Below are 26,294 nucleotides of genomic sequence, written 5' to 3' on the forward strand. Positions count from 1 at the left end.
CGGCCGCAGGCAGCTGCCTTCACCTTACTCTAACAGCTGCAGCTTTTCTCCGAAGTCGGATCCACCGGTGTCGGGTAATCATTATCGAAGCAAGCCAAGCACATCCCGCGATTGTATTCCCCGTCGTTACCGCCGACAGCTTCAATAAAGCCTTCATGGCTTAGGAAATATAAAGAATCCGCATTGATCGCCTGACGAATTTCTTCAACCGTCTTCTGCGAAGCAATCAATTCCTTGCGGTCAGGCGTGTCGATGCCGTAGTAGCAAGGGTTCTTGAACGGAGGCGAAGTAATGCACACATGAACCTCAGTCGCGCCTGCTTCGCGAAGCAGGTTGACGATGCGAAGGCTCGTCGTACCGCGCACGATCGAATCATCGATCATGACAACGCGCTTGCCTTCCACCACTTTGCGAACCGCGGACAGCTTCATTTTGACGCCTTTTTCACGAAGCTCTTGGGAAGGTTGAATGAACGTACGGCCCGTGTACTTGTTCTTGATCAAACCGAGCTCATACGGAATGCCCGTTTGCTCCGCATACCCGATAGCTGCCGAAATACTGGAATCCGGTACGCCCGTTACCAGATCGGCATCGAAGAACGCTTCGAGTGCCAGCTTCTGCCCCATGCGCTTACGCGCCGAGTGCAGGTTGATTCCGTTAATATCGCTATCCGGTCTTGCAAAATAAATATATTCCATCGCACACGTCGCGCGGCGCTCCAGCTTCTCGAAACGATCCTCACGCAGACCGTTCTTATCCAGCACAAGCAGCTCGCCCGGCTGCACGTCGCGTACATATTCAGCGCCGCAAGTTTCAAGCGCGCAGGTCTCCGAAGCGAATACATAACCGCCGTCCAGCTTACCCATGACGAGTGGACGAAGGCCATGGCCGTCAGAGGCAACAAGCAGCTTGTCATTCGTCATAATGAGAAAAGCAAAACCGCCAATAATCCGCTGCAGCGCATCTTTTGCCGCGCTGACGAAGTCTTTGCTCGAGCGCGCAATCAGATGGGCAATAACTTCGGTATCGCTTGTCGTTTGGAAAATCGAGCCCTGGCTCTCCAGCTCCTTGCGGATCGAAGGCGCGTTCACGATATTTCCGTTCGTTGCGACGGCGAGATCGCCGTCACGATATTTGAAGACAAGCGGCTGCGCATTCGCGAGCTTGCTTTCCCCTGCAGTCGAATAGCGCACATGGCCGATGACACAGTTGCCCGGAAGGCCTTCCAGCGTTGCCTGGTCGAACACTTCTTTGACAAGACCCATGCCCCGATGGTACGTAAACTTGCCGGTTGTCGATTCCACTGCGGCCATGCCGGAGCTCTCTTCGCCGCGGTGCTGCAGCGCGTGCAGCCCGTAGTAACCGAGGGAGCAGGCATCCGGGATGCCGTACACCCCGAATACTCCGCACTCTTCGCGCAATTTATCAAAAATATCGTCCCGGCCAATGCCTTCGTTATAGTGATCGCCTGTCCACAGCTTCGGCAGCTGTTTTATTTCATCAGACATGGAATCGCATCCTTCCAAACCTTCTCCAGTTGATCAACCGGTGCATTGATGCCCGGTTTGCCATTAACAGTAACAACAAGTCCGCTTGTGCGTACGACGCCGAGTGCCGCGTTCGGTACGCCTTTGTCTGTCAGGTACTTTTGCAGCGCTTGAGCTTGCTCCGGCTTCGCCGAAAGTAAGATACGGGATTGCGTTTCGCTGAACAAAGCAGCGTCAGGACGCAGGTCTGTCGTAATGTCCACTTCAGCGCCGAGCTTGCCGCTGATTGCGGATTCCGCAAGCGCAACCGCTAGGCCGCCCTCGGACAAGTCATGCGCCGAAGCGACAAGACCTTCGCGGATCGCGCCAAGCACGCCATCAAGCAATTTCTTCTCTGTTGCGAGGTCAATTTGCGGAGGACGTCCTTCGCTCTTGCCTTGCAGCACGTATTGCAATTCGCTTCCGCCAAGCTCATGCTTCGTTTCGCCGGCAAGGAAAATAACATCGCCTTCCGCCTTGAAGCCTTGCGTCGTAATATGATCAACGTCTTGCACGAGTCCAACCATACCGATAACCGGCGTTGGGTAAATCGCGCCTTTTGCGTTCTCGTTATACAAGCTGACGTTACCGCCGATTACCGGCGTATCCAGCGTACGGCAAGCTTCGGAAATACCGTCTGCCGCTTTCTCGATTTGCCAGAACACTTCCGGTTTCTCCGGGCTGCCGAAATTCAGGTTATCCGTGATCGCGAGCGGCTCGGCACCGGAACATACGATGTTGCGCGCTGCTTCCGCTACTGCGATACGTCCGCCTACTTCAGGATCGAGGTATACATAGCGGCCGTTGCAATCGGTTGTCATCGCAAGCGCTTTGCGCGTTCCGCGAATCGTCACAACCGCAGCATCGGAGCCCGGTTGAACGGCAGTGCTTGTGCGCACCATGTAGTCGTATTGGTTGTAAACCCACTCTTTGCTCGCCACTGTCGGCGAAGCCAGCACTTGCTTCAGTGCGCCTGTCAGATCCGTTACTTCCGGATAAGCAGTCGTGTCGATTGCCGCATTTGCCGCGTAGTATGCAGGCTCTTGGGAAGGTTTGTCGTACATTGGGCACTCGTCAACGAGCGCTTTAACCGGCATATTCGCCACTTCTTCGCCTTGGTGGAACAGACGCAGACGGCCGTCATCCGTAACTTTACCAACCTTCACGCAGATAATGCCCCAACGGTCGAAAATTTCCTGCGCTTGCGCTTCATGCTGCGGTTCAACGACGAACAGCATACGCTCCTGCGACTCGGACAGCATCATTTCGTAAGGCGTCATGCCTTCTTCGCGCTGCGGCACCTCGTCGAGGTACAGCTCCAAGCCGTTACCCGCTTTGGACGCCATCTCCGCGCTGGAGCAAGTCAGACCCGCTGCTCCCATATCTTGAATACCGACTACGATGCCGGAATCAATAAGTTCAAGTGTCGCTTCCATAACCAGCTTCTCCATGAATGGATCGCCTACTTGGACAGCGGTACGTTTCTCTTCGGACTCTTCGGACAATTCAACCGATGCGAATGTCGCACCGTGAATACCGTCGCGGCCGGTTGCAGGACCGACATAGAATACCGGGTTGCCTACGCCTTTTGCCACGCCGCGCTGGATTTTATCATGATCGATCAGACCCACGCACATTGCGTTAACAAGCGGGTTTCCTTCGTAGCTTTCATCGAACATCACTTCGCCCGCAACTGTCGGAATCCCGATACAGTTACCGTAGCCAGCGATACCGCCAACTACGTGCTCGAACAGATATTTAACGCGCGGATTCTCAAGGTTACCGAAACGCAGGCTGTTCAGCAGCGCAACCGGACGAGCACCCATGGAGAAAATGTCGCGGATAATGCCGCCTACGCCTGTTGCTGCGCCTTGGTAAGGCTCAACCGCGGACGGATGGTTATGCGATTCGATTTTGAAAACGACCGCTTGGTTGTCGCCGATATCGACGATACCCGCGCCCTCGCCGGGACCCATCAATACCTTCGGTCCGGTGATCGGGAACTTCTTCAGGATTTTCTTCGAGTTCTTGTAGGAACAATGCTCCGACCACATAACACTGAAAACGCCGATTTCCGTATAGTTCGGCTTGCGTCCCAGAAAACCGCAAACCAGTTCATATTCATGATCCGTCACACCGAACTGCGTATAAATGCGTTGATCCGCAATTTGTTCCGCTGTCGGTTCTTTAGCTGTTAACTGCTGCGCCATTTTGTTCCCTCCAAGCATTCAAAATCGATGTAAACATCCGTTTGCCGTCTTCCGAGCCAAGCAGTTGATCAACCGCGCGCTCCGGATGCGGCATCATGCCGACCACGTTGCCGCGCTCATTGCTGATTCCCGCGATATTGTCAATGGAACCGTTCGGGTTCGTGTTACCCGCATAACGGAACACAATTTGGTTGTTTGCTTTGAGCTGCGCGAGCGTTTCGTCGTCGCAGTAGTAGTTGCCTTCGCCGTGCGCGATCGGAATATCGATAATTTCGCCGGCACTGTACTGGCTAGTGAATGCTGTAGCGTTGTTCACGACTTCCAGCTGGGTTTGCTGGCAGATGAATTTCATGCCGTTGTTGCGGCGCAGTGCGCCCGGCAGCAGGCCCGCCTCCGTGAGGATTTGGAACCCGTTGCAGATGCCGAGAATGAACTTGCCCGCCTCAGCTGCTTTTACCACTTCGTTCATAACCGGCGCAAAACGAGCGATCGCGCCGCAGCGAAGGTAGTCTCCGTAGGAGAATCCGCCCGGAACGAGAATCGCATCATACGCGGAAAGATCCGTAGCCGTATGCCATACGTATTCGACTTGCTGGCCGATTGTATCTTCTACTGCTTTGAAGCAGTCGATATCACAGTTGGAGCCCGGAAAAACGATAACCGCGAACTTCATCGTTTAGCCCTCCAATTCAAAACGGTAGTCTTCCACTACTGTGTTCGCCAGCAGCTTCTCACACATCGCTTTCAGACGAGCTTCCGCTTCTGCACGATCCGTAGTATCTAGGTTCAGTTCCAAATATTTGCCGATGCGGACTTTGCCGACTTCCTCGAAGCCCATCGTGTGCAGCGCGCCTTGAACAGCGCTGCCTTGCGGGTCAAGCACGTTTTGTTTGATCGTTACGTAAACTTTAGCCTTCATTTGGGGGGTCGCCTCCTGGAAAATGTGAGATGTGGGATGGGAGCGCTGCGCAAATGCTGGGAGTTCTCGACTCCGTCGCTGTTGAACGCACGGAAACTTTGAACAATGACCTGCGGTAGTTTCCTACGTTCAAAGGCGATCGCTATCGCTCTTCGTTCGAGAATCCCGCATTTGCTTCGCCCATCCTGGGTAGACCTTTCGCAGGATGCTCTGGGAGCATCCTGGGCTCGCTTCGCGGGGCTATCCGCCGCCGCTTGCGTCGCCTGATTTATATAGTGCGAGCCATCTGTGCTTGGCTCGCGGGTTTTTGGTTACTAGACCAGTGCTTCGCCTGTTAGCGCTTTGTAGATCGCCAGGTAGCGGTTGGTTGTTTCTTCTACGACGGCTTGCGGGAGCGGAGCCGGTTTGCTGTCGCGGTCCCAGTCGGAGCCGAGCAGGTAGGTGCGTACCGGTTCTTTGTCCATGCTGTCGATTTCGATGTCGTAGGCATAGTTGTCTTTCGCCCAGAAACGCGAGGAATCCGGGGTGAAGATTTCGTCGATGAGAATGACTTTACCATCTATAAGGCCGAACTCGAACTTGCAATCCGCCAAAATGATGCCGCGCTCTTCGCAGAAGCCGCGCGCATATTCGTACAGCGCAATGCTCTTATCGCGAAGCTCTTCCGCCAGCTCGGCGCCGACCATCTCTTGCATCCGCTCGAACGGGATGTCCTCGTCATGGCCAACGTCGTTCTTCGCAGCCGGCGTAAACAGCGGCGCTGCAAAACGCTCGTTCTTGCGCAGACCTTCCGGCAGCTCGATGCCGTTAATTGCCGATGTTTTCACATATTGTCTCCAACCGCCGCCGGTGATATAGCCGCGAACGACACATTCGATATCGATGCGCTCGGCTTTCTTGGAAACCATGATGCGGTTTTTCAGAAGCTCGGGCTCCGTTACGAGATCGCCAAGCTTGTACACGTCCGTGTGAACAATATGATTCGGCATCATAGCCGCCGTTTGATCGAACCAGAAAGCCGACAAACGATTCAGCACGTTGCCTTTCTCCGGTACAGCCGGATCAAGCACATAGTCAAACGCGCTGATGCGGTCCGTTACCACAATGAGATAATGCTCGCCAAGATCATAAAGCTCACGCACCTTGCCTTTATACAGCAGCGGCGCCTTCACATAATCCACAGCCGTGGACAACGCTTGTGTCATTTCTCTCTCTCCTTTGGGCTTATTGTTTGTTAAGGTTTGTGACGGAGCAGGAGAAAACAATCTGTAGAAGCGTCAAGGTGAATGCTGCATTCCCGTCTCGCGACGTGAACGCAAACCAATCACCTTAAGCGTTCGCCTTGGCGAAATGATATGCGTTGTCAAACTACGCATATCATTTGCGCCTTTGTACAAGGATTTCAACCTATAATTCCTTATAGTTCAAAGAAATCCAAGGTACAACAGCGATCGAAAGATGTTTTCTCATGCGCAGTCATGCTTTTAATCCTTAAATCAACTCAAGCCGTCTGAAAATGGTATCCACGTGTTTAAGGTGCCAAGCCGGGTTAAACGCGTCCGCGATTTCATCAGCGGACAAGTGAGCCGTAATCTCAGGCGTCGATTCGATGATGTCGCGGAATTGGCGCTGCTCTTCCCATGCTTGCATCGCGCGCGGCTGTACCGTGTCGTACGCTTGCTCGCGGCTCATGCCTTTATCGATCAGCTTCGTCATGACGCGGCCGGAGAACGGCACGCCGAACGTACGCTGCATATTGCGTTTCATGTTCTCAGGGAACACCTGAAGGTTCTTGATGATGTTGCCCAGACGGTTCAGCATGTAGTTGAGCAGCATCGTGGAATCCGGCAAAATCACGCGTTCAGCCGATGAGTGGCTGATGTCGCGCTCATGCCACAGCACAACGTTCTCGTATGCCGTCAGCATATGGCCGCGGATTACACGGGACAGACCGGAGATGTTCTCGCAGCCGATCGGGTTGCGTTTGTGCGGCATTGCGGATGAACCCTTCTGACCTTTCGCGAACGGCTCTTCCACTTCACGGAACTCGCTCTTCTGCAGAGCGCGGATTTCCGTAGCGAACTTATCGAGCGAAGTCGCGATCAATGCCAATGCGCCGATGTACTCGGCATGACGGTCACGCTGCAGCGTTTGCGTCGAGATCGGAGCAGGCGTAATGCCAAGCTTCTTGCAAGTGAATTCTTCTACAAAAGGATCGATGTTCGCGTAAGTGCCGACTGCACCGGAGATTTTGCCGAACTGTACGCCGTTAGCCGCATGGCGGAAACGCTCCAGGTTACGCTTCATCTCTTCGTACCAGAGGGCAAGCTTCAAACCGAACGTCGTCGGCTCCGCGTGCACGCCATGCGTACGTCCCATCATCGCTGTATCTTTATAAGCAACCGCTTGGCCGCGTAAAATTTCAATGAAGTTCGTAATGTCTTTCTCCAAGATCGTGTTCGCTTGAAGAAGGAGGTAACCCATCGCCGTATCAACAACGTCCGTGGAAGTCAGGCCGTAATGAACCCATTTGCGCTCAGGTCCCACTGTCTCGGATACCGCACGCGTGAACGCGATAACGTCATGGCGCGTTTCAAGCTCGATCTCGTTGATGCGGTCGATATTGAACGTTGCGCCTTTGCGCAGCGCTTCAACATCCTCGCGCGGGATAACGCCAAGCTCCACCCAAGCCTCGCATGCGCAAAGCTCAACCTCCAGCCATGCCTTGAATTTGTTCTCTTCTGTCCAAATCGCTCTCATTTCCGGTCTGCTGTAACGTTCTAACATCGTGAATTAAACCCTCCAAATGTTGGTTTCGGAAATCCATGCCAGCGCCTGCTCTACATCCGATGCAAGCACGTTGACATGACCCATTTTCCGTTTATGTTTGGCTTCATGTTTCCCATATAAATGAATTTTAGGCGCTACGCCCAAACGTTCCGCATTCTCATCTTGCTTCGCAATCAACTCCAGCAGCGGCTCTACGTGCTCGCCGAGCACGTTCACCATAACAACCGGCGACAGAAGTGCCGTGTCGCCAAGCGGCAAACCGCATACGGCGCGCACATGCTGCTCGAACTGCGATGTCCGGCAAGCTTCCATCGTATAATGGCCGCTGTTATGCGGACGCGGCGCAAGCTCGTTGACGAACAATTCTCCGTCCTCCGTCAAGAACAGCTCCACCGCGATCAAACCAACAGCGCCAAGCCCTTCAGCGATTCGTGCAGCAAGCCGCTCCGCTTCCCGCTGAAGTTCTTCATCGATTCGTGCAGGCACGATCGACAGATGCAGGATATTATCGACGTGAATGTTCTCCGCCGCCGGGAACGTGCGAATCTCTCCCTGCGGGCTTCTTGCCGCAATGACCGACAGCTCCTTCCGGAAGCGAATGAACTGCTCCAGCACGAGCTCGGTGCCGGCACGATTCAGCGTTTCGAACGCTTCATCGATTTCGGCTTCGCTGCGGATGACCCATTGGCCTTTGCCGTCATAGCCGCCCATAGCGGTCTTCAGCACGCAAGGCAGGCCGAAGCGGCCTACCGCCTCGCGGAGCTCATCCGCGCTTCGCACCTCGGCATATGGCGCCACCTTCACGCCCGCTGCTTCAATCGCCCGCTTCTCACGAAGCCGATGCTGCGTCGTATAGAGCAGCTCGCTGCCTTGCGGCACGTACGATTCCTCCATCAGCATAGCCGCAACGCCGGCATCGACGTTCTCGAACTCATATGTGATGACATCCGAGCGCTCCGCCAGCTCGCGGGCCGCATCGCGATTGTCATACGCCGCTACGATTTGACCGGCAACTTGTCCGGTAGGCGCATCCGGCGTAGGATCCAGTGCCACGAACCGATACCCCATGGCGCTGCCTGCATTCGCCATCATTCGGCCAAGCTGGCCGCCGCCCAGAATGCCAACCGTCGATCCAGGCAAAATCACCTTCACGTCTTTACCCGCCAAGCCGCTGCTCATAGCGTTTCACTGCTTTCGAGCACTTCCTGCTCAATCCGTTCGCGGCGAGCTAGCACGCGGGCTTGTACATCCGGATCGAATGCGCCAAGCATCTGTGCGGCAAGCAATCCCGCGTTCGTGCCGCCGGCGTTGCCGATCGCAACCGTTGCGACCGGAATGCCGCCCGGCATCTGCACGATGGATAGCAGCGAATCAAGTCCGTTCAAATTCGAAGACTTCACGGGCACGCCAATAACCGGCAGGATCGTCTTCGCAGCGACCATGCCGGGCAAATGTGCAGCTCCGCCGGCACCCGCGATAATAACCTTCAAGCCGCGTTCTACTGCCGTTTCTGCGTATTGGAACATAAGGTCCGGTGTCCGGTGAGCCGAAACAACCTTCTTCTCATAGGGGATTTGTAACTCGTCCAGAACGTCACAGGCTAGCTTCATAGTCTCCCAGTCTGACTTGCTGCCCATGATGACGCCGACTTTTGCTGACATTTGCTTATAACCACCTTTGTCTGATGAAGGAATCGGATTACTGTACAAGCCACAAAAAAAGTCCCTCAGCACAGGCTCCACAACATGGATGGCTTCGGGACTTACAAGTCCAGCAGTGAAAGATGTAGCTCTACGCTGCCCTGTCATACCAGTAGACAGGAACGGCAATAGACAACATCAGGCTGCCCCGTCAAGGCGGCAACCTGGTTCTTCAACTGCATGGGCTCGTAGTCCGAAAATTAAGGTTCTCGGGTAGATACTCTCGGGCCTAATCCCCAAGGATATACGAGTCTTGCACGGCAAGTATTTATTCGTTTTTCGCTATCCCTAGTTTATCAATCCCGACGCAGAATGTCAACGAAAAAACACGAACATTAAATTCAAATAAACTTCATAAAGTTCGTGTTTTACCTAGTTTTTGCAATTTTCATGAATTGTTTTGAACATTTTGTGATCTTGTTGGTTATTCGGACCATTACCGACCTCATACTCTCATTCCGCTTTCCTACAAAAACCGACAAATATCGCGTCCTTTTTAAGTCGATGAGCCACCTAAAACCCGCCTCGCGAACGCACAAAAAACTCATTGACTCACGAGTCAATATGGGATTACAATCACATTGACTCATCAGTCAACGCAATTCATTAACCTGTTAAACGATAGGAGGCTCCAAGCGTGAAAGCAATCGTCGAACTTCGTCAGTTGACGAAAACGTACGGCAAGAGCCGCGGCATATCCGATGTAACCTTTGCGATCGGAGAAGGCGAGGTGTTTGGGTTCATCGGACCAAACGGAGCCGGCAAGAGTACCGCCATCCGCACGCTGCTTAACTTCGTCTTCCCTACCTCGGGCAGCGCCTCGATTCTGGGAATGGACATCGTGAAGGATGCCAAGGCCATCCGCCGCCAAGTCGGGTATTTGCCTTCGGAAGTATTTTATTATGACGACATGAAGGTTATCGACCTGCTCAAGTATTCAGCAGCCTTCTACGGCCAAACGGAATCGAAGCGGATCGTCGAGCTGGCCGAGCGGCTTGATCTGGATCTCTCCCGCAAGATTGAAGATCTCTCCTTCGGCAATCGCAAGAAGGTCGGCATCGTGCAAGCACTGGTGCACAGACCGAAGCTGCTCATACTGGATGAACCGACCGGCGGCCTCGACCCTCTTATGCAGAATACGTTCTTCGAGCTGCTCGCGGAAGAGCGCGGGAATGGCACGACCGTCTTCTTCTCTTCCCACATTCTGAGCGAGGTGCAGAAGATGTGCGACCGGGTCGCCATTATCAAAGAGGGAGCGCTTATTAAAGTGGAATCCGTCGAGCAGCTGCTGAAGAACAACCTGAAGAATATTACCCTGACTGCAAACCGCCCTGAAGCCATCGGCCTTCCGCAATTAAGCGGCATTATTAAGCAAGAAACGAGCGGATCCCACGTGAAGCTGCTGTACGGCGGCGATATGAAAGCACTCATTCAAGGCTTGGCGGATTGCGCCTTCACGGATATTTTGATTGAAGAGCCTTCGCTTGAGGAAGTATTCATTCATTATTATGAGAAAGAATAAGGAGGCCGAATTATGCTTCTTGGAAGAGAATTCAAACGGAATCTTCGGGGATTGATCATATGGAGTATTATTATGGCCGGTATCATCCTCTTATATTTAAGCATTTACCCGGAATTCGCGAAGCAGCAGGAAGGGCTGGACGATATGATGAGCACCCTTCCCGACGCGATGAAGAAAGCTTTTGGCATGGATCGGCTGAATTTGAGCTCCTTGCTCGGATTTTATGGGATCGAGATCCATTTGATGACGACCTTGCTGGGCAGTATTTTCGCATCCTTATCGGCTTCCAATATTGTCGTGAAGGAGCAGCATGAGAAGACGATCGAATTCCTGCTCTCAAGGCCGATTACGAGATCACAGATCATCACGCAGAAGCTTGGCGCCGTTGTCATCAACATCCTGCTTTTTAATGTGGTCATTGTGGCTGCCAGCCTGCTTGGATTTCAATTCTCGAAGGACAACGATGTTGAACTGTCTACATTCTTCCTGCTGGAATCGGCCGTCCTGCTCATGCATTTGACTTTCGCAAGCGTCTCATTCTTGTTCTCGACGATATTGAGAAGGAACCGTTCCGTCGTGTCCCTCTCGCTCGGGCTTGTGTTCATTACGTATTTCTTCAGCATTATCTCGGGCGTCTCCGACCATTTCACTTGGTTCAAATACATGAGTCCCTTTAAATATGCCGAAGCCGCCGCCATCATTACCGACCGGTATTTCGATCCGCTGTACATCGCCATTATGGCCGTCGTTATCGTTTGTTGCGCCTTGTCCGCTTACTGGTATTATAGTAGAAAAGACATCACCGTTTAGCGGTCTTGAACAGAACTGAGGTGTTTTGCCGTGTACCCCGCATTCGCGAAGCTTCCTGAAGAGAAACAGGAGCTCATCATGACGATTTGTATCGAGGAGTTTGCCAAGAACGGCTACACAAACACCTCCACGGATACGATTACGGCGAGAGCCGGCATTTCGAAAGGCATTTTATTTCACTATTTCAAAAGCAAAAAGAACCTCTTCCTCGCCGTGGTCCAGCATGCGATGGATGTGTTGGTGGAGAAAACCGTTACCGCGGTGGAAGCGATCGGCGCAGTCGATTTCTTCGATCACATCAAGGAGATCGTGCTGGCGAAGCAGCGCGTGACCTTGCATTATTTTCACGAAACCGAGCTTGTGCAGCGTGTCATCAGCCATCCGCCGAAGGCCGTTCAAGCCGAGATCGAGAAGCTGATCGAAGCGTATCAGAAGACGTTCACGACGCCTGCCATGCTAAGGTCCATCTATAAAGCCGAGCTTCTGGACGCCGCGCCGCTGAGGGATGGGCTGGACGCCGATGCGGTTTTCAACCACGTCACCTTCGTCTTGAATGCCCTGTCGAACAAATATTTGCAGCTTCATAAGACGCACGCTCTCGCTCCCGTTATCATAGAGAAGAAGCTTATTGAAGAAATTGATACGTTTATCGATATGATCAAATACGGGGTATACCGGCAGCCTTCACAGTGAGGGATAACAAAAGAGGACAGCGCAGATTCGCGCCGTCCTCTTCTTGATTTCTATTAGCCTTGGCTTCCGATAAACGCGTAGCGTGCCACGATAAGAATCGCAAGCACCCACATGAGCCAGTGCACTTTGTAGCCGCCTTTTTTGCCGGCTAGATTAGCTGTTGTTGCAAGTACGACGTACGACACGATACCGAAGGAAATCCCGTTCGCGATGTTGTACGTGAAAGGCATCATTGCGACTGTCAAGAAGGATGGAATGGCGTAAACCATGTCTTGGAAGTCGATTTCTTTGATCGATTGCACCATCAGCACGCCTACGATGATCAGTGCCGCTGCCGTTGCAGAGCCCGGGATCAACGAGATAAGCGGCCACAGGAACAACGCTGCCAAGAAGGCAACGCCCGTCGTTACCGCAGTAAGACCCGTACGTCCGCCTTGCGCGATACCCGCGGAGCTTTCAACGAATGCCGTTACCGTACTCGTACCGAGCATTGCGCCGCCGCTTACGCCGACTGCATCCACAAGCATTGCTTTACCGACGAGCTTCTTGCCCTTCTCAGGGTCTTTCATGTAGCCTGCGCGGTTCGCCGTACCCACAAGCGTTCCGAATGTATCGAACAATTCCACGAATGTGAACGTTGCGATGATGGAGATCAAGCCGGTGTCCATAACGCCTTTGAAGTCGAAGTCCCAGAAGTTGCCTTTGCTGAAATCAGGGCTCCACGATTGACCTTTGAGGCCTTCCGATACGTTCACATCTCCGGTCAGAATCGCGATGATCGTAACGCCCAGAATACCGAACAGAATCGCGCCCGGCACGCGCAGCACCATCAGAATCGCGATCAGCAATACGCCGATCAGCGTCAGGTACACGCTGGAATTCTCCAGGCTGCCCATGTGGAACACGGACTCAAAGCCCAGTACATCTGTGAATACGCCTTTCGGAATATCCGTAACCGTGTTTTCAACGCCGATCGTCATAATCCCGCTGTTTTTCAAGCCGATGATCGTGATGAACAAACCGATACCTACTGTAATCGCGTGTTTCAAGCTGTCAGGAATCGCTACAATCAGCAGCTGACGAACTTGCGTAATCGTTAGGATGAAGAACACAATACCCGAGATAAAGACAGCCGTTAGTGCCATTGAAGGTGAAATCGGTGTGTCTGTTGCTTTGGAAGCAAGCACCGTTGCCGCGAAGTACGCGTTAAGTCCCATACCCGGCGCGAGCGCAACCGGGAAGTTCGCAAACAATCCCATCGCAATCGTGAAAATACCGCCGGCTAATGCCGTCGCCAAAAATACCGAATACCCGTCAAGTCCTGCAGTTCCGAGAATACCCGGATTGACGGCCAAAATGTAAGCCATCGTCATGAAAGTCGTAAGGCCCGCCATAATCTCTGTCCTTACATTTGTTCCGTGTTCCTTCAACCGAAAGAAACTACCCATTTTTCAAAAACCCTCCCCAAAAAATGTTTCAGAACAAACAAGAACCCAGAAAAAAAATGCCGATGTTGTCGGCATTTCTCCCTAGGTTCCACGCAAAACAAGACAAGAAAGCGCGACTTGACCCATCAGCGCCTTGCTTCTGTCTTGCTTCTCGTAGACAGGTCATTTACGGTGACCTCGTAGAGACTCTCAAGCCGATTCTTGAGATTATACGAAAAGATATGCTGTTTCTGTTTGTATTGATCTGTGAACATTTTAGCGAGGAAATCCTGAGCCTGTCAATGGGAAACGTTTGCAAATTAGGTAATTGTCCTTATAAAGCGAAAAAGCGCCTTTCCGGGCGCTTGCTCGTCCACTGCGATACTAATGAAATCGTTTCATCAACTGCTTGATCGCTGCCGACATTTTCGCTTTATTTCGTTTTTCCGAATCCGCTTTTTCAAGTGCAAGCAGCCCTATGCTATATCCAAGAATACCAAGAGAAGAGGAAATTTTCGCGAGATCGTCAGCTGTTATCTTCTTTTGTTCCGGCATTAGCGCAACGCTCCTTCTTTCCGGATGATCCTTATAATTCCTGTTTCTCGGTTCTGGCTTTCAACACTGCAAGCAACCCGACTAGATCCCCGACAACCAGAATGATCGCCGCCCACAAAGCAAGGTCGTCAGCAGATAATTCGTTCAACTCATCTTTGGTCGTTGTTGCTCTCGCCATTTGGATTACCCCTTGTTTCGTTAACTGCTAGTAGCCTATGCGCTAAGGGCATTAGCCGCGTAGGCTCCTGCCTTGGGGGGCGAAATTTTGTGAGGCGACTACCCATCCGCGGTTAACGAGCCGCATCCACCTTCACTCGTCTGCCGCTCTCGAACGATCTAATCGCCGCATCCGCGACCGCTAAAGCGCGATATCCGGCAGCGGCATGAATCGGAGGCTGGTGCCCGGCCATGAACGCCGCCAGCATGGCATCCACATGTTTATCCATCGTCAGATGGAACTGGCGATCGGCGTCATTAAAGTATCCCGCTTCCCAGGTCTCCCCAAGCTCGCTTCCCGAAGGATGGAACGTATACTTCTTGACCGTATCGTGAATCACGCCCCGTCCTTTGGTACCGTCGAGTTCCAATCGATGCGTGTCCGGATACGCGTAAGACGAATCGTAAGTTCCAATGAGTGTGCCAACCGCGCCGCTGCTGAATTTCAATGCAAGGGCAAGGGTCCTGAAGCCCGCTTGGGTTAAGTCGGACATCTCCGCTGACACCGCTTCAATAGGACCGCACAGATGCTCCAGCATATCGAAGCCATGGCATTGCGTCTCGATAAGATTGGCATGCGGGTGAGTGCTTGATCCCTCTCCGCCGAAGCGCCAGGATGCGAAAGCCAATTGCCCGAGCCGTCCCGCGTCGATCGCTTCGCGTGCCAATTGAACCGGCTTGGCGTAACGATGATTGAAGTTGATGGCAAAGAACAACCCTCGCTTATCCGCTTCGTTCAACAGAATATCCGCTTCTCGCAAGGAGAAGACCAAGGGCTTTTCCACAAATAGCGGCACGCCTGCCTGAATGACCTGAAGCGTCGTTTCGAAATGCCCCTGATTCGGCAGACATAGGCTGACCAAGTCAGGCTGCTCCTTCTCCAGCATAACGGCAAGATCCGAATAAGCCGTAGTGTGAAACTGTTCAGCACGCTCCCTCGTTTTCTCCGGATTTCGCCCAACCAGCGCGCAGAACGCAACGTTCTCATGCGCGTCGAAAATTCTGGCATGCTGCCTTCCCCAGCCGCCTGTGCCGACTAACGCTACTTTCACCTTTCGCGTATCACTCATTGTTCGATAATCACCTTTCCGGTATCGCCCCGGAAGAACAGTTCATAGGCTTCTTGGAGTCTGCTCTGCGGGAATCGATGCGTAATGATTTGCTGAAGGTAAGGCAAATTCGCTAAGAGCCGTTCATGATTATCCTGCAAATCCTTGTACTGGAAATACTCGCTGCCAAGCACCGTCCGCTCCGTCGCGATCAGGTCGCCGGATACATTCAAATGCAACTCTTCGCCATGCCCTACACATACGAGTGCGCCGGGCTTGTTCAGACAGTTTAGCGCAGCTTGGCGCGCCACTGTTCGGCCGCTTGTATCTACGGCCAGATCGACACCCTCGAACTGCATCGCATCGAGCCGCTCACGAACGCTCTCACGAGCAAGATATACCGGAATGGCCCCCATCTTCTCGGCCAATTGGAGGCGGTATTCGTTGAAATCCATGATGAATACAGGCGTCTCCTCACCAAGCAGCAATTTGATCATCGCCAGAACGCCAAGTCCGATTGGGCCGGCACCGGCTATAACGGCCGATCCGATATGCGGAAGCACTTGAAGGCCGCGGTTGACGGCATGCCCGCCCGTTCCCATAATATCCAGCAGCATCGTCGCTTCGGCCATCGGGATGGAGGGATCCATTTCAAAAAAGACGTTTTCGTTCACCAGCATATAAGGGGCATAACCGCCATCATGCGAGAACCCGTAATCCGCACGCTTGCTCAGACACAAATTGGAGAATCCGGACTTGCAATTCCGGCATGATCCGCAGAAATCCATGAGAAAAACAACGCCATGCGCGCCTTCGCGAACGGCTGTGCCCGCTCCCGCAGCAATAACAACGCCGGCAGCCTCATGGCCCGGCACGACGCTTGTTCCGTGCTCGAACTGTCCGCGGTCTGAACCGCATAAAGCGTTCGCTTTCACCTTCAGGAGCAATTGCCCGGGACCGGGCACCGGAATTTCCTTTTCTCCGTATTCGATTCGTCCTCCACCTGCAAAGACCGGGACCGTCATCGTGCCAATTACGCTTGTGTTTTCCATTGTCAAATCTCCTCCTCTAGACCGCAAAAGTTATCGTGTATATACGAATAATGATATAATAACGAACGAGATTTGCCTTACAGGAATCAATGATCTTCTTGTCAAAAACACTTATTCCTACGAGCGGATGAAAGGATAACCGAGATGGCAATAATGGACAATCTCATGAGCAATCACATCTCTCCTCATGTTCGGCTTTGCTACACGTTCGAACGTTCTGACTTCTTTCAAGGACCGCGGCGGCTGCTCGACTATCTGTTTCTGTATTTGGAAAAGGGGCGCTACGTGCTGACGATCGAGGGGAAGGAGTACGAGCTGCTGGAGGGGGAATTTGCATTAATCCAACCCGGACTGCTGTTTACAACTCGCGGTTACGGCGAGTGCGTCGTCCCGAATGCTCATCTGGATTTCTTCTACAATCCGCTGCGCGATCAGAGCTTCGTCACCACGCCCGGTTTGACGAACTTGACCCATTACGCCGACCTGTTACAGCCTCGGCTTGACGAGCTGGGACTGTCCCAAATTCCGCCGATCATCGCTCCCGAGAACCCGAAGAAACTGAAGCAAACTCTTCTGCAGATGATCGACTGCTACAAAAATCACGACATCGTGAGCACGATCAAGGTGCAGCAATTGGCGTTGGAACTGCTGGTACAACTTATCGGCAGCAGTGGACGCCAAAGTCCGTCCACTGATTATTACGAGCATCGTTTCCGGGCGCGCATGGAAGCTTATTTATCCTCCAACCTGTCGGCACCGCTAAGCATCGCAGCCATGGCGCAGCATATCGGCTATTCCGAATCCCATTTCTGCCTCCTATTCAAACAAGTTTACGGCGAACCACCGCATAGCTACCTCATCGGAATGCGAATCGGCAAAGCCAAAGAGCTGCTGCGCACCACCGAGCTGCATCTCGAGGTCATCGCCGAATATTGCGGCTTCGCCAACGCCTCGCATTTCTCCAAAGCTTTTAAACAGATTACGTCGTTAACGCCGAGCGGGTATCGGCAGAGCTCGGAGGAGCAGGATGGGGAATGATTCGTACGCAACATAAAAAGCCTCAATCCCCGCATTGGGCGGAAATTGAGGCTTTTTGAACACGTGACAAACTGGCTATTCCCCATTCACGCAGAGCTCTTGTCTTAGAAGAATGTTAAGCTTCTCCGGGGGATTGCAATGCGGATGATTCATGAAAATCTCATGGATTTTCCCTTTGACTTGATACCCCTCTTCATGCTAATAGACAACCCCTTTACATGTAGTTGTAATCGAATCGTACAGGTTATGTTCTGGATTTACTTTCCTTTTAGCGAATTCGTAATCTTCGACTTGGCCTTCAGCTCTGTCAGCCATGTATAGGAAAGTTCTTGAACCTTCTGACTGATGAGCTGTTCCTTAATCTCAGCTTGTTTCTCTGCAAGTGTCGCTGCCTTCGCCGCCTTATGGTCGGTTACTTTGATGATGTGATACCCATACTCCGACTTGATCGGCTCGCTAAGCTCGCCAACTTTAAGCGAGAACGCTGCATTTTCAAACTCAGGAACCATGGCGCCCTTGCTGAAGTAGCCAAGATCGCCGCCAGCGGCACCACTGCCTACGTCAGTTGATTTTTCTTTCGCCAGCTTCGCAAAATCCGCTCCTGCCTTCAACTGCTTCACGATTTCATCAGCTTCTGCTTTCGTTGCGACTAAGATATGCGATGCTTTGACCTGCTCAGGTACATCGAATTCCGCTTTATTTGCTTCGAAAAATTGTTTTACATCCGCGTCAGTCACTTTCACGCTCGGTTCAATGATCTTCCGAATGCGAAGCTGCATCGGTGTTTGCTTCTTCAAATCTTCGAGCGTCATGCCCGCTTGCTGCAGGGCAGTTTGGAATTCCGCTTCGGACGGGAAACGCTTCTTGATTATCGCTATTTCCGCATCCACGTCCTTGTCGCTGATTACGATCCCTTTTTTAGCCGCTTCTTGCTTAATAAGCTCGTCTTGAATCAGGTTGTCCAACGTTTGCGCTCCGCCAACCCCAACCATCGCTGCGTACAGCTGGTTCCTCGTAATCGATACGCCATTAACGGAACCAATCGCTTCATTGCCGGCATCGCCTAATGGAGACTTCTCGGGCTTGCTCGTAATCATGACTGAATTCGAAGAGGCATTGTAGTTGACCGTGGCACCCAGCATTTCAGCCGCGGACCGAATAGGTACGTAAGTAACCCCCTTAATGGATACCGGTTCTACCGTTGATTTCTTGCCATTTACGACCAAGCTCATTTTTGTTGCCGCGTACGCTCCCGCACCAGCCGCTAACGTCATACCCACTACGATCAGTGCTGTGATTCCCACTCTACGAGATAGGATGCTGCTTTTCGTTTTGCTCACCAAATAAACCTCCCGCCGGAATAATTCCGATAACTTTGAATGGATTGCATACTAGGATTCTATATCATTGCTTTGGATATATAAACCATTCCGATCAGAAGACTACTTTAGTCATAACAAAAACTCCCTTCTATCCGCGAAATATCGCAAATAGAAGGGAGCCATTTGTAGTTCTATCCTATTCCCACTCGATCGTCGCCGGCGGCTTCGAAGTTACGTCGTAAACGATACGGTTTACGTTGTCGACTTCGTTGACGATACGAACCGAGATTTTCTCAAGTACGTCCCAAGGGATACGAGCCCAGTCTGCTGTCATGCCGTCGATGGAAGTTACGGCGCGGATACCGACCGTGTACGAATACGTACGCGCATCGCCCATAACGCCAACGCTCTTCATGTTCGGCAATGCCGTGAAATACTGCCAAATTTCGCGGTCAAGACCTGCTTTGGCAATCTCATCACGCAGAATCGCATCGGAATCGCGAACGATCTTCAGCTTTTCTTCCGTTACTTCGCCAAGCACGCGGATCGCAAGACCCGGACCCGGGAACGGCTGACGCCATACGATTGCTTCGGGCAGACCGCATTCTTCGCCGACTTTCCGAACCTCGTCCTTGAACAATGTTTTAAGCGGTTCAACGAGCTTGAATTTAATATCTTCAGGCAAGCCGCCGACATTGTGATGCGACTTGATGGTTTGTGCAGTAGCCGTACCGCTCTCCACGATATCGGTGTACAGCGTGCCTTGTGCCAAGAATTCGAAATCGTCGAATTTCGCGGATTCCTCTTGGAACACGTAAATGAACTCGTTGCCGATGATTTTACGCTTCTGCTCCGGATCGTCTACGCCTTTCAGCTTGCCCATGAAGCGCTCTTTGGCATCGATTTTGACAACCTTCATATCGAACTTGCCTACGAACGTTTCCATAACGCCTTCCGCTTCGTCTTTACGCAGCAAGCCGTGATCGATGAACATACAAGTCAACTGGTCGCCGATTGCTTTGTGCAGCAGGATCGCTACAACAGAGGAATCTACGCCGCCGGACAATGCGCAAAGCACTTTGCCATTGCCCACTTGTGCACGGATGTCGCGGATCGTGTCATCAATAAACGTGGTCATGCTCCAGTTGCCTTCGCAGCCGCACACGTTGTAGAGGAAGTTGCGAATCATTTCGTTCCCTTGTACGGAGTGACGTACTTCCGGGTGGAATTGTACGGCAAAAACTTTGCGATCCGGGTTACTCATCGCCGCGATCGGCGCATGGTCCGTGCTCGCATCAACGCGGAAGCCTGTCGGCAATTCCACAACGTGGTCGCCATGGCTCATCCATACCGTTTGATTGCTGCCCAGATCCTTCACGAGCTCGCTGCCCGCGATGAATTCCACATCAGCTTTACCGTATTCGCGTTTGCCTGCACGCTCAACTTTACCGTCGAGCTGGTGCGCGATCAGCTGCATGCCGTAGCAGATACCGAAGATCGGCAATCCCAAATCATAAATCGCAGGATCTACAAGCGGCGATTTCTCTTCATACACACTAGCGGGTCCTCCCGAGAACACGATGCCTTTCGGCTGCAGCTCGCGGATCCGTTCCACCGAAGTATTGTATGGCAGCAATTCGCTGTACACACCTAAATCCCGGATACGTCTTGCAATTAACTGGTTGTACTGTCCGCCGAAATCGAGGACGACGATCATTTCATTTGGCTTGTCCACTTTTTTAAAGCCTCCCTCAAATCATTGTGTCAATTATATATAGGCGCTTAGTGACAGTCAAGGCGAATGGGGGCAATGCGATGAGGATATGGTGAACAGTTGCGCCGCCGTATGGGCGGAGCACGAAACGAGCGAGCGAAGGCGGCTTATTTGGCGGAAATTGGGTGCGGTTTATATAGTATGAAGTGCGGTCGGGGAGCTACTTTGTGCGGAATTGAGCGATGTGTGGCGAAGTAGATCTATGGAGGGCTTGAGCTTGAAAAATAACCTACTAACTTCACCTATCTTCAGTTCAACTGTCCACCTCTCCAGAAGCCGGGCGAAACGATGGGTAAAATTCCCGCTTATAGTGCGGAAGGGTTGTATTCTAACGGTTGCCAGAAGAGCTTATATGGCCTTTACGAGTGGAAAACACACCTAAAACGCGAAATAGCCTCTTTGGCAACCGTTACAATTTCGGGACGCCGATAAATGGGCGATTAGGCGCGCTGGCAACCGTTAGCATTCGGAAGTGGCTTTCTCGACAGCCAGTAGATCTCTGGGAGAGCTACTTTACAGCGAATGCGCGCGTTGGGTGGTGATGTAGATCTCAAGGTGAGCTACTTTGTACAACATTGAACGGTTCCCGCCAATGTAGATCACTGGGAGAGCTACTTTATGCGAAATCCCGCGTTTTCGGCGAATGTAGATCTCTAGGTTTTAGCTACTTTACAGCGAATACGTGCGTTGGGTGGTGATGTAGATCTCAAGGTTAGCTACTTTGTACAACATTGAACGGTTCCCGCCAATGTAGATCACTGGGAGAGCTACTTTATGCGAAATCCCGCGTTTTCGGCGAATGTAGATCTCTGGGCGAGCTACTTAAAACCAATGCGCGCGTTGTGTGGTGATGTAGATCTCTAGGCGAGCTACTTTGTACAACATTGATCGTTTCCCGCCAATGTGGATCTCTGGGAAAGCTACTTTCTGCAATTCCCCGCGTCTTCGGCGAATGTAGATCTCTAGGCGAGCTACTTTGTACAACATTGAGCTGTTCTCGCCAATGTGGATCTCTGGGAGAGCTACATGAGCAGCATCCAACCAAAAAAACCGAGCCGCCTCAACAGGCGGCTCGGTTCGGCTATCTTCACACGATAGGTCTACTCTTGCTCCGTCGTTGCTGCAACTGCTGTTGCAGCTGCTGCGATGGATTGGTTTGTTTTGTTTTTGGCCAGCTTCAGGTAGCCGTAAACGTTCTGGAATTCGCTGTCGTTCACGAAACGAAGGCGAACGGACCCAGCCTCCTCGTTAATGTACTCGCGGAGTGCGGAAGCTCCGCCGCCGAGTACATAGAAGCACTGGATGTCCGGGTTCTTTTTCCACCGCTTCAGAATCAGATCAAGCACTTTATTAGCGGCACGGTTGAAGTAGTTGTCCACGATCGGACGAATATCCGCCTGACCTTCGCCAATGCGCTGAATCGTGTAATCGCGGTTCTTGATGCGCTGGATCAGCTTCGTGCGGCTTGGGAACCGGTGGCCGAACTGGTCTTCGACGTCACGGATAATATTGTCGAGGTAGCCCGCAAGGCCGAATTGCTCGCCTGTGCTGAACTGGTTGTCGATGCTCATCCGTTTAATGACCGGGAAATCCGTCGTGAGCGCGCCCATTTCGCAAATCCCGATGCAGCCGTAGTACAGCTCTTCGTTCTTCACCGTCAGGTTGTCGTGTGTCGCCATGTGGAACAGCGCCGCGGCGCCTTCGATGGAAACAACCGCACGCTTGATAATGACGCGAATGGAGCGGCCGCGAAGCTTCGGCGTGGAAAGGAAAGTCACCTCATGCTCGCCTACAAGGCGCTCCTCGAACGTCTTGTGAAAACCTGCATATGTACGTACCGGCAAACCCGTTCCGACGATATACTCTACCGCTTGCGTCGTTTGTCCCTCTACCGGCTCATAAGTTTGACTAGTCAGCCCCGCATAAGCCAGTGCCGTCAGCGCCACGATCAACGCTTGATCGCTGGTTGCTTTGTTATCGGTCTCTTCGAGCTCCGAAATATCCTGATCTTCCATCGCCAGCAAGCCTACGAAGTAGCGCTGGTTGTTTTTCTTTAATTTAGGGCTGTATACCCTTACGTCCAGCGCTTTTAGCGGTGAATCCTCATCTTGAAAAATATGGCGCTCATAGCCCGGGGAGAGAATGCTTGGCACTACAATCGGCTCCGACGCTCCATCAATTACCAGCTTTACACTATCGTTCCCTACGTCAATACCTGCAATTTTAATCACAAGAGTGCCTCCGTTCATTGTCTTAGCCTATTTCCGCTGTTTAAGGTGAACCAATTCGCTATATTGCGACAAAATCCTTTTTTATCACTCTTTTTTCTCCATGTATAAGTTTTTGCTATCAATCTGCCGAAATAGTTCGGTGTGTATGTTTTTTGCTGTGTCTAAGGACGCATAGAATCGGAAGGTCCAACAAAAAACTGTAGGAGGTAAGCATGAAACTTTTACCACGCAATACGCATTTCACTTTTCTTGTCTTACCAGACGGCAGCAAGCCAGCGCTGCGGTTTCGGGTTTCTACCGCCCTATTACTGGTGATCCCCATCCTTATCTCCTTGCTGATTGTTATAGCATCAACGCTATACCTACTTCATGAACGTAACAGCCATCAGCTGGAGATGCTTCAACTGCAGCTTGCATCGGAATCCGATGCCCATCAAGATCAGTTGGCAGACAAAGAAGCAATCATTGTGAAGCTGCAAACCGATCTGGTTCAATTGGCCCAGCAGGCCGATGCCGTAGATGCCCGAATGGAAGAGCTGAGCAAGCTGGAATCCGATATGAAATCGCTCGTTGGGCTCTCTTCGGACAAGACAGCTAAAGAAACAGACGGTGACGGCGTTGGGGGCGAGCAGTTGGATGCAACCGATGCGGATATCCGGGAGCTCGCAGAGCAGACCAAATCGTTCTATACTTCTATCGGCGGCGAAATCAGCGAATTGAAGAACAGACTGACCTCCACCCGCAAAGAGGTGCAAAAAAAGAAGCAAGTCCTTCGACTGACGCCTACCTATTGGCCAACGGAATCGGAGCGCATTACCTCTTTGTTCGGGGTCCGAATCGACCCTTTCACGAATCATCCGGGTGTACATAAAGGCATGGACATTGCCGGCAAAACAGGCGACTCTATCTTCGCGGCAGCAGATGGCTACGTACAAGATACCGGATATATGACGGAACGCGGGAATTACATTGTCGTCTCCCACAAGAACGGCATTGCTACGAAATATATGCATTTGAACAAGGTACTGGCGCAAAAAGGAGACCGCGTAGAGCAAGGCGATCTTATCGGTTTGCTCGGCTCAACGGGCCGCAGCACAGGACCGCATCTTCATTTTGAAGTGATGAAGTATGGGGTGTCTGTCGATCCAAAACCATATCTAAAAATGGGGATAAAGGGGATACCAACTGATGTTCAATTGGAAAAGAGACAAGATTAGCGCCAAGCTGACCGATACGTTCATCGGGGAAGGTACGATTGTTGAAGGCACGATCCGATCTGCCGGCGGCGTCCGTTTGGAAGGACAGCTGCGTGGAGATATATCCTGCGACGGCGATGTCGTCGTGGGAGAAAGCGGCTTTGCCATATCCAATATTACGGCCCGCAATGTCATTCTTGCAGGACAAGTCACGGGCAATGTTCATATCACGGGCAAACTGACCATCTCCGCAACGGGCAAACTATATGGCGATTTGACTGCAGCTACGTTGACGATAGAAGACGGCGGTCTGTTCCAAGGAAAAAGCACCATGGATCACGACGAGCCTGCAGTCAACCCTGTTGATCGAAGAAGCGGAATCGAACGTCGCAGCGGCAACAGCGGCAACTACACGGGCGTCGAGCGCCGCAGCGGATATGACCGCAGAGATATGGTGGTTGGCGAAGACGGCGCTGTTGTATGGGCCGCTCCGAAGAAAATCAGCTACCGTGCAATCGATAAGACCAGTGAAACGGATGAGACAGCCGGCAACGATAACAGCGGGATTGACGGTAAATTAGGCGAAGATCGTGCTGCCGCAAGCCATGATTCGATGAATCGCGATCCGCTTCGGGAAAGCGGAAAAGCTTTTATCAGCAGTATCAGTGGGGGCAGCAAACCGACAAATGCGGCAGATGATACGCCGTTGGCAGATCGGGATGCAGGTAGAGGCGAAGACCGGACAAACCGGGATGCGCAGAAAGACAAAGAAGTGTTTAACCAAGTCATTAGCCGAATCAATCAAGGTGTAAATGAGGCGGAGCGTGCTGCTTTGAGCGGTGTGATTTTGCCGGAAGCCGTTAAAGTTGCCATTACTCAGAGTCAAAGTGAGATTGCTGCCGGATCGGAATTTGTAACCGAACACTCGGAGCTGATGGATGAGGACTCGGTGAGTGCGGTCGATTTGGTGCTCGATGCCGGGAGCTTCGTGAGTGATAGTGTCGGTGCGGTTGAAGAGGTTCAGGTGGATCAAGTGAGTGCGGGGAGTTTCGAGGCGATCAGCGTGAATACTGCAATGGAAACGGCAAGTGAAAAAGTGAGTGTGGAGAGCTTCGAAGCTGATCGTGTAAGTACGGAGAGCTCTGAGATGGATAAAGCAAGTACGAAGAGCTTCGAGGCGGACGATGTTAGTGGAGACTTGAGTGATCGCGTGATCGGGGATGTGAACGTGGAAGGTGCTCAGGTTGGAGTTGAAGAGGCAGTCGCTCAAGCGGAAGCGGCTGCAAACGTGGATGAAGGTAGTGCAGCTCAACCTAGCGTCGTGGCTGATTCTCCGGCCAAGGAGAATGCAGCTATTGCTGCTGCAACTAGCGATGTGCCGGCGGCTGCGGCTATGAATGTTAAAAACAGTTCGGAACCAGTTAAACCTTCTGATAACGTGTATAGCTATGGCTTCGAGGATCGAGCGAATGGCAATGCTTCGACTAACGAGCCTGCACAACGCAGTGCCGAGGAAGCTGCGGCTTTGCTGAAAAACTGGTAAGCATTCACACTGGCGGGCGAGGTAGCTAGATGTTGCAGATTCTGCAACATTTTGAGGTGTTAAAGCCATTAGTTGGTCAGATGTTGCGCTATATGCAAGATTATCAGCTTAACCGGCCCGTTGGGAGTCATTCCTGCCCAAAATGCTGTATTTCGGACAACAATTTGCTGTTTGAAGCATCGGGTTTAGGAATTTGTTGCATGTTATGCAGCATTTCTAGCGGGAAATCAAAAAAAGAGGTCTCCAACCAACCACGCGGTTCGCGGAGGGGATTCCACCGTTCGAAACTCGCCGCCCGGCCCCTCGCTTACCTTTGTTATGGAAAAAACCGAAGGCTGGCTCACAAGTGTTTGACGCACACTTGTAAGCCAGCCTTCTTCTGTTTCTTATGGCTGTCGCGCTTGTAACCCGGCGACAAGCACGGTCATCTGCTGCAGCGTTGGCTGGTTATGCCAATGCGCGTCATAGCGCGCCGCTTCATCCCAGCGCACGAATTCCGCGACCAGCTTCGCGGTTTCCGGCGGCAGGCCTGTCAGCGCCTCCGCCGCGAATTCGCGCGCGGTGCGGTGCAGCGGCTTCGCGCCGCACCTGCTGTACAGCTCGCGCCAGCAGGCGTCCGCGAGCTGGAGGAAGTGCCCGCGGGCCGCGGTATGCCGGCCCGCTTGAAGCGCGCTGCCGTAGCGGCGCAGCGCGCTTCCGAACGCGAAGCGTTCGCTCTTGC

23 protein-coding genes and 2 riboswitches are annotated in these 26,294 nt (G+C 52.3%); of the genes, 6 read left to right on the forward strand and 17 right to left on the reverse strand.

Features of this window, described 5'->3' with window-relative positions; all coding sequences use genetic code 11:
- Window positions 1-29: 29 nt before the first annotated feature.
- From purF to purE, 8 genes are all read right to left on the reverse strand, one after another.
- Window positions 30-1,508 carry an amidophosphoribosyltransferase gene (gene purF / locus I8J30_RS26620; RefSeq protein WP_091224083.1) on the reverse strand — a complete coding sequence of 493 codons (1,479 nt, stop codon included), beginning with the start codon at window positions 1,506-1,508 and terminating at the stop codon, window positions 30-32.
- Complete coding sequence (gene purL, locus I8J30_RS26625; RefSeq protein WP_210663319.1) at window positions 1,493-3,736, reverse strand: phosphoribosylformylglycinamidine synthase subunit PurL; 2,244 nt, start codon at window positions 3,734-3,736, stop codon at window positions 1,493-1,495. Before purL ends, purF begins: the two co-directional genes overlap by 16 nt.
- On the reverse strand, window positions 3,714-4,409 hold the full coding sequence (purQ, locus tag I8J30_RS26630) for a phosphoribosylformylglycinamidine synthase subunit PurQ (protein WP_210663321.1): 696 nt from the start codon (window positions 4,407-4,409) through the stop codon (window positions 3,714-3,716). The genes purL and purQ overlap by 23 nt, the downstream gene beginning before the upstream one ends.
- A 3-nt stretch (window positions 4,410-4,412) precedes the next feature.
- On the reverse strand, window positions 4,413-4,655 hold the full coding sequence (gene purS / locus I8J30_RS26635; protein ID WP_090978904.1) for a phosphoribosylformylglycinamidine synthase subunit PurS: 243 nt from the start codon (window positions 4,653-4,655) through the stop codon (window positions 4,413-4,415).
- Between the two features lie 314 nt (window positions 4,656-4,969).
- Window positions 4,970-5,860, reverse strand: coding sequence for a phosphoribosylaminoimidazolesuccinocarboxamide synthase (locus tag I8J30_RS26640; protein WP_210663323.1), 891 nt, complete (start codon window positions 5,858-5,860; stop codon window positions 4,970-4,972).
- Window positions 5,861-6,146: 286 nt separating this feature from the next.
- Window positions 6,147-7,442 carry an adenylosuccinate lyase gene (gene purB, locus I8J30_RS26645; RefSeq protein ID WP_091224087.1) on the reverse strand — a complete coding sequence of 432 codons (1,296 nt, stop codon included), beginning with the start codon at window positions 7,440-7,442 and terminating at the stop codon, window positions 6,147-6,149.
- 6 nt (window positions 7,443-7,448) lie between these two features.
- Window positions 7,449-8,624 (reverse strand): 5-(carboxyamino)imidazole ribonucleotide synthase, encoded by a 1,176-nt coding sequence (gene purK, locus I8J30_RS26650; protein ID WP_210663324.1) that lies wholly within the window; start codon window positions 8,622-8,624, stop codon window positions 7,449-7,451.
- The gene (purE, locus tag I8J30_RS26655; RefSeq protein WP_090978892.1) at window positions 8,621-9,106 is read right to left on the reverse strand and encodes a 5-(carboxyamino)imidazole ribonucleotide mutase; all 486 of its coding nucleotides are present in this window, start codon (window positions 9,104-9,106) and stop codon (window positions 8,621-8,623) included. The genes purK and purE overlap by 4 nt, the downstream gene beginning before the upstream one ends.
- 208 nt (window positions 9,107-9,314) lie before the next feature.
- Window positions 9,315-9,415: riboswitch (purine riboswitch) on the reverse strand.
- Between the two features lie 367 nt (window positions 9,416-9,782).
- Between purE and I8J30_RS26660 the strand changes: the two genes are divergently transcribed.
- The 3 genes from I8J30_RS26660 to I8J30_RS26670 are packed head-to-tail and all read left to right on the forward strand — an operon-like array spanning window position 9,783 to window position 12,170.
- The gene (locus tag I8J30_RS26660) at window positions 9,783-10,667 is read left to right on the forward strand and encodes an ABC transporter ATP-binding protein (RefSeq protein ID WP_210663327.1); all 885 of its coding nucleotides are present in this window, start codon (window positions 9,783-9,785) and stop codon (window positions 10,665-10,667) included.
- A 12-nt stretch (window positions 10,668-10,679) separates the two neighbouring features.
- Window positions 10,680-11,477: an ABC transporter permease subunit gene (locus I8J30_RS26665; protein ID WP_210663328.1), complete on the forward strand. Its 798-nt coding sequence runs from the start codon at window positions 10,680-10,682 to the stop codon at window positions 11,475-11,477.
- Window positions 11,478-11,507: 30 nt separating this feature from the next.
- Window positions 11,508-12,170 carry a TetR/AcrR family transcriptional regulator gene (locus I8J30_RS26670; RefSeq protein WP_210663330.1) on the forward strand — a complete coding sequence of 221 codons (663 nt, stop codon included), beginning with the start codon at window positions 11,508-11,510 and terminating at the stop codon, window positions 12,168-12,170.
- Between the two features lie 53 nt (window positions 12,171-12,223).
- Here I8J30_RS26670 and I8J30_RS26675 read toward each other — a convergent pair whose 3' ends face one another.
- The 5 genes from I8J30_RS26675 to I8J30_RS26695 all read right to left on the reverse strand — a co-directional run bounded on the left by I8J30_RS26675 (window position 12,224) and on the right by I8J30_RS26695 (window position 16,469).
- Entirely contained in the window at window positions 12,224-13,618 is a 1,395-nt protein-coding gene (locus I8J30_RS26675) for an NCS2 family permease (RefSeq protein ID WP_091224092.1), read from the reverse strand.
- 134 nt (window positions 13,619-13,752) lie between these two features.
- A riboswitch (purine riboswitch) is annotated at window positions 13,753-13,853 on the reverse strand.
- A gap of 128 nt (window positions 13,854-13,981) precedes the next feature.
- Window positions 13,982-14,152, reverse strand: coding sequence for a hypothetical protein (locus I8J30_RS26680; RefSeq protein WP_210663333.1), 171 nt, complete (start codon window positions 14,150-14,152; stop codon window positions 13,982-13,984).
- Window positions 14,153-14,183: 31 nt separating this feature from the next.
- Window positions 14,184-14,330, reverse strand: a complete 147-nt coding sequence (locus I8J30_RS26685) for a hypothetical protein (RefSeq protein WP_210663335.1) — start codon at window positions 14,328-14,330, stop codon at window positions 14,184-14,186.
- Between the two features lie 112 nt (window positions 14,331-14,442).
- Complete coding sequence (locus tag I8J30_RS26690; protein ID WP_210663337.1) at window positions 14,443-15,438, reverse strand: Gfo/Idh/MocA family protein; 996 nt, start codon at window positions 15,436-15,438, stop codon at window positions 14,443-14,445.
- Window positions 15,435-16,469, reverse strand: a complete 1,035-nt coding sequence (locus I8J30_RS26695) for an alcohol dehydrogenase catalytic domain-containing protein (protein WP_210663339.1) — start codon at window positions 16,467-16,469, stop codon at window positions 15,435-15,437. The genes I8J30_RS26690 and I8J30_RS26695 overlap by 4 nt, the downstream gene beginning before the upstream one ends.
- A gap of 144 nt (window positions 16,470-16,613) precedes the next feature.
- Here I8J30_RS26695 and I8J30_RS26700 point away from each other — a divergent pair, with 144 nt between their 5' ends.
- Window positions 16,614-17,507: a helix-turn-helix domain-containing protein gene (locus tag I8J30_RS26700; RefSeq protein ID WP_210663341.1), complete on the forward strand. Its 894-nt coding sequence runs from the start codon at window positions 16,614-16,616 to the stop codon at window positions 17,505-17,507.
- A 257-nt stretch (window positions 17,508-17,764) separates the two neighbouring features.
- Here I8J30_RS26700 and I8J30_RS26705 read toward each other — a convergent pair whose 3' ends face one another.
- The 3 genes from I8J30_RS26705 to I8J30_RS26715 form a co-directional block, all read right to left on the reverse strand.
- Window positions 17,765-18,847, reverse strand: coding sequence for a peptidylprolyl isomerase (locus I8J30_RS26705; protein WP_210663343.1), 1,083 nt, complete (start codon window positions 18,845-18,847; stop codon window positions 17,765-17,767).
- A 178-nt stretch (window positions 18,848-19,025) separates the two neighbouring features.
- The gene (gene guaA, locus I8J30_RS26710; protein WP_210663345.1) at window positions 19,026-20,564 is read right to left on the reverse strand and encodes a glutamine-hydrolyzing GMP synthase; all 1,539 of its coding nucleotides are present in this window, start codon (window positions 20,562-20,564) and stop codon (window positions 19,026-19,028) included.
- A gap of 1,139 nt (window positions 20,565-21,703) precedes the next feature.
- A complete protein-coding gene (locus tag I8J30_RS26715) occupies window positions 21,704-22,834 on the reverse strand; it encodes a ParM/StbA family protein (protein WP_338044956.1) in 1,131 nt (376 codons plus the stop codon).
- 212 nt (window positions 22,835-23,046) lie between these two features.
- Between I8J30_RS26715 and I8J30_RS26720 the strand changes: the two genes are divergently transcribed.
- Together I8J30_RS26720 and I8J30_RS26725 are read left to right on the forward strand one after the other, a co-directional pair.
- Entirely contained in the window at window positions 23,047-24,051 is a 1,005-nt protein-coding gene (locus I8J30_RS26720) for a M23 family metallopeptidase (RefSeq protein WP_210663349.1), read from the forward strand.
- Window positions 24,023-25,573: a bactofilin family protein gene (locus I8J30_RS26725; RefSeq protein WP_210663351.1), complete on the forward strand. Its 1,551-nt coding sequence runs from the start codon at window positions 24,023-24,025 to the stop codon at window positions 25,571-25,573. Before I8J30_RS26720 ends, I8J30_RS26725 begins: the two co-directional genes overlap by 29 nt.
- A gap of 386 nt (window positions 25,574-25,959) precedes the next feature.
- Here I8J30_RS26725 and I8J30_RS26730 read toward each other — a convergent pair.
- Window positions 25,960-26,294 (reverse strand): hypothetical protein (locus I8J30_RS26730; protein WP_210663353.1); only part of this gene is annotated, 335 nt, incomplete at its 5' end.

It is taken from the genome of Paenibacillus lignilyticus, assembly GCF_017942085.1.
Taxonomy (GTDB): Bacteria; Bacillota; Bacilli; order Paenibacillales; family Paenibacillaceae; genus Paenibacillus_Z; species Paenibacillus_Z lignilyticus.

Bases quoted from the DNA above. Each gene is read 5' to 3' on its own strand.
- purF (WP_091224083.1), bottom strand. From the start codon at position 1,508: ATGTCTGATGAAATAAAACAGCTGCCGAAGCTGTGGACAGGCGATCAC.
- purQ (WP_210663321.1), bottom strand. From the start codon at position 4,409: ATGAAGTTCGCGGTTATCGTTTTTCCGGGCTCCAACTGTGATATCGAC.
- I8J30_RS26665 (WP_210663328.1), top strand. From the start codon at position 10,680: ATGCTTCTTGGAAGAGAATTCAAACGGAATCTTCGGGGATTGATCATA.
- I8J30_RS26725 (WP_210663351.1), top strand. From the start codon at position 24,023: ATGTTCAATTGGAAAAGAGACAAGATTAGCGCCAAGCTGACCGATACG.
- I8J30_RS26675 (WP_091224092.1), bottom strand. From the start codon at position 13,618: ATGGGTAGTTTCTTTCGGTTGAAGGAACACGGAACAAATGTAAGGACA.
- I8J30_RS26680 (WP_210663333.1), bottom strand. From the start codon at position 14,152: ATGCCGGAACAAAAGAAGATAACAGCTGACGATCTCGCGAAAATTTCC.
- I8J30_RS26695 (WP_210663339.1), bottom strand. From the start codon at position 16,469: ATGGAAAACACAAGCGTAATTGGCACGATGACGGTCCCGGTCTTTGCA.
- I8J30_RS26720 (WP_210663349.1), top strand. From the start codon at position 23,047: ATGAAACTTTTACCACGCAATACGCATTTCACTTTTCTTGTCTTACCA.
- I8J30_RS26700 (WP_210663341.1), top strand. From the start codon at position 16,614: ATGGCAATAATGGACAATCTCATGAGCAATCACATCTCTCCTCATGTT.
- purB (WP_091224087.1), bottom strand. From the start codon at position 7,442: ATGTTAGAACGTTACAGCAGACCGGAAATGAGAGCGATTTGGACAGAA.
- I8J30_RS26685 (WP_210663335.1), bottom strand. From the start codon at position 14,330: ATGGCGAGAGCAACAACGACCAAAGATGAGTTGAACGAATTATCTGCT.
- purS (WP_090978904.1), bottom strand. From the start codon at position 4,655: ATGAAGGCTAAAGTTTACGTAACGATCAAACAAAACGTGCTTGACCCG.
- purE (WP_090978892.1), bottom strand. From the start codon at position 9,106: ATGTCAGCAAAAGTCGGCGTCATCATGGGCAGCAAGTCAGACTGGGAG.
- purK (WP_210663324.1), bottom strand. From the start codon at position 8,624: ATGAGCAGCGGCTTGGCGGGTAAAGACGTGAAGGTGATTTTGCCTGGA.
- I8J30_RS26690 (WP_210663337.1), bottom strand. From the start codon at position 15,438: ATGAGTGATACGCGAAAGGTGAAAGTAGCGTTAGTCGGCACAGGCGGC.
- I8J30_RS26640 (WP_210663323.1), bottom strand. From the start codon at position 5,860: ATGACACAAGCGTTGTCCACGGCTGTGGATTATGTGAAGGCGCCGCTG.
- purL (WP_210663319.1), bottom strand. From the start codon at position 3,736: ATGGCGCAGCAGTTAACAGCTAAAGAACCGACAGCGGAACAAATTGCG.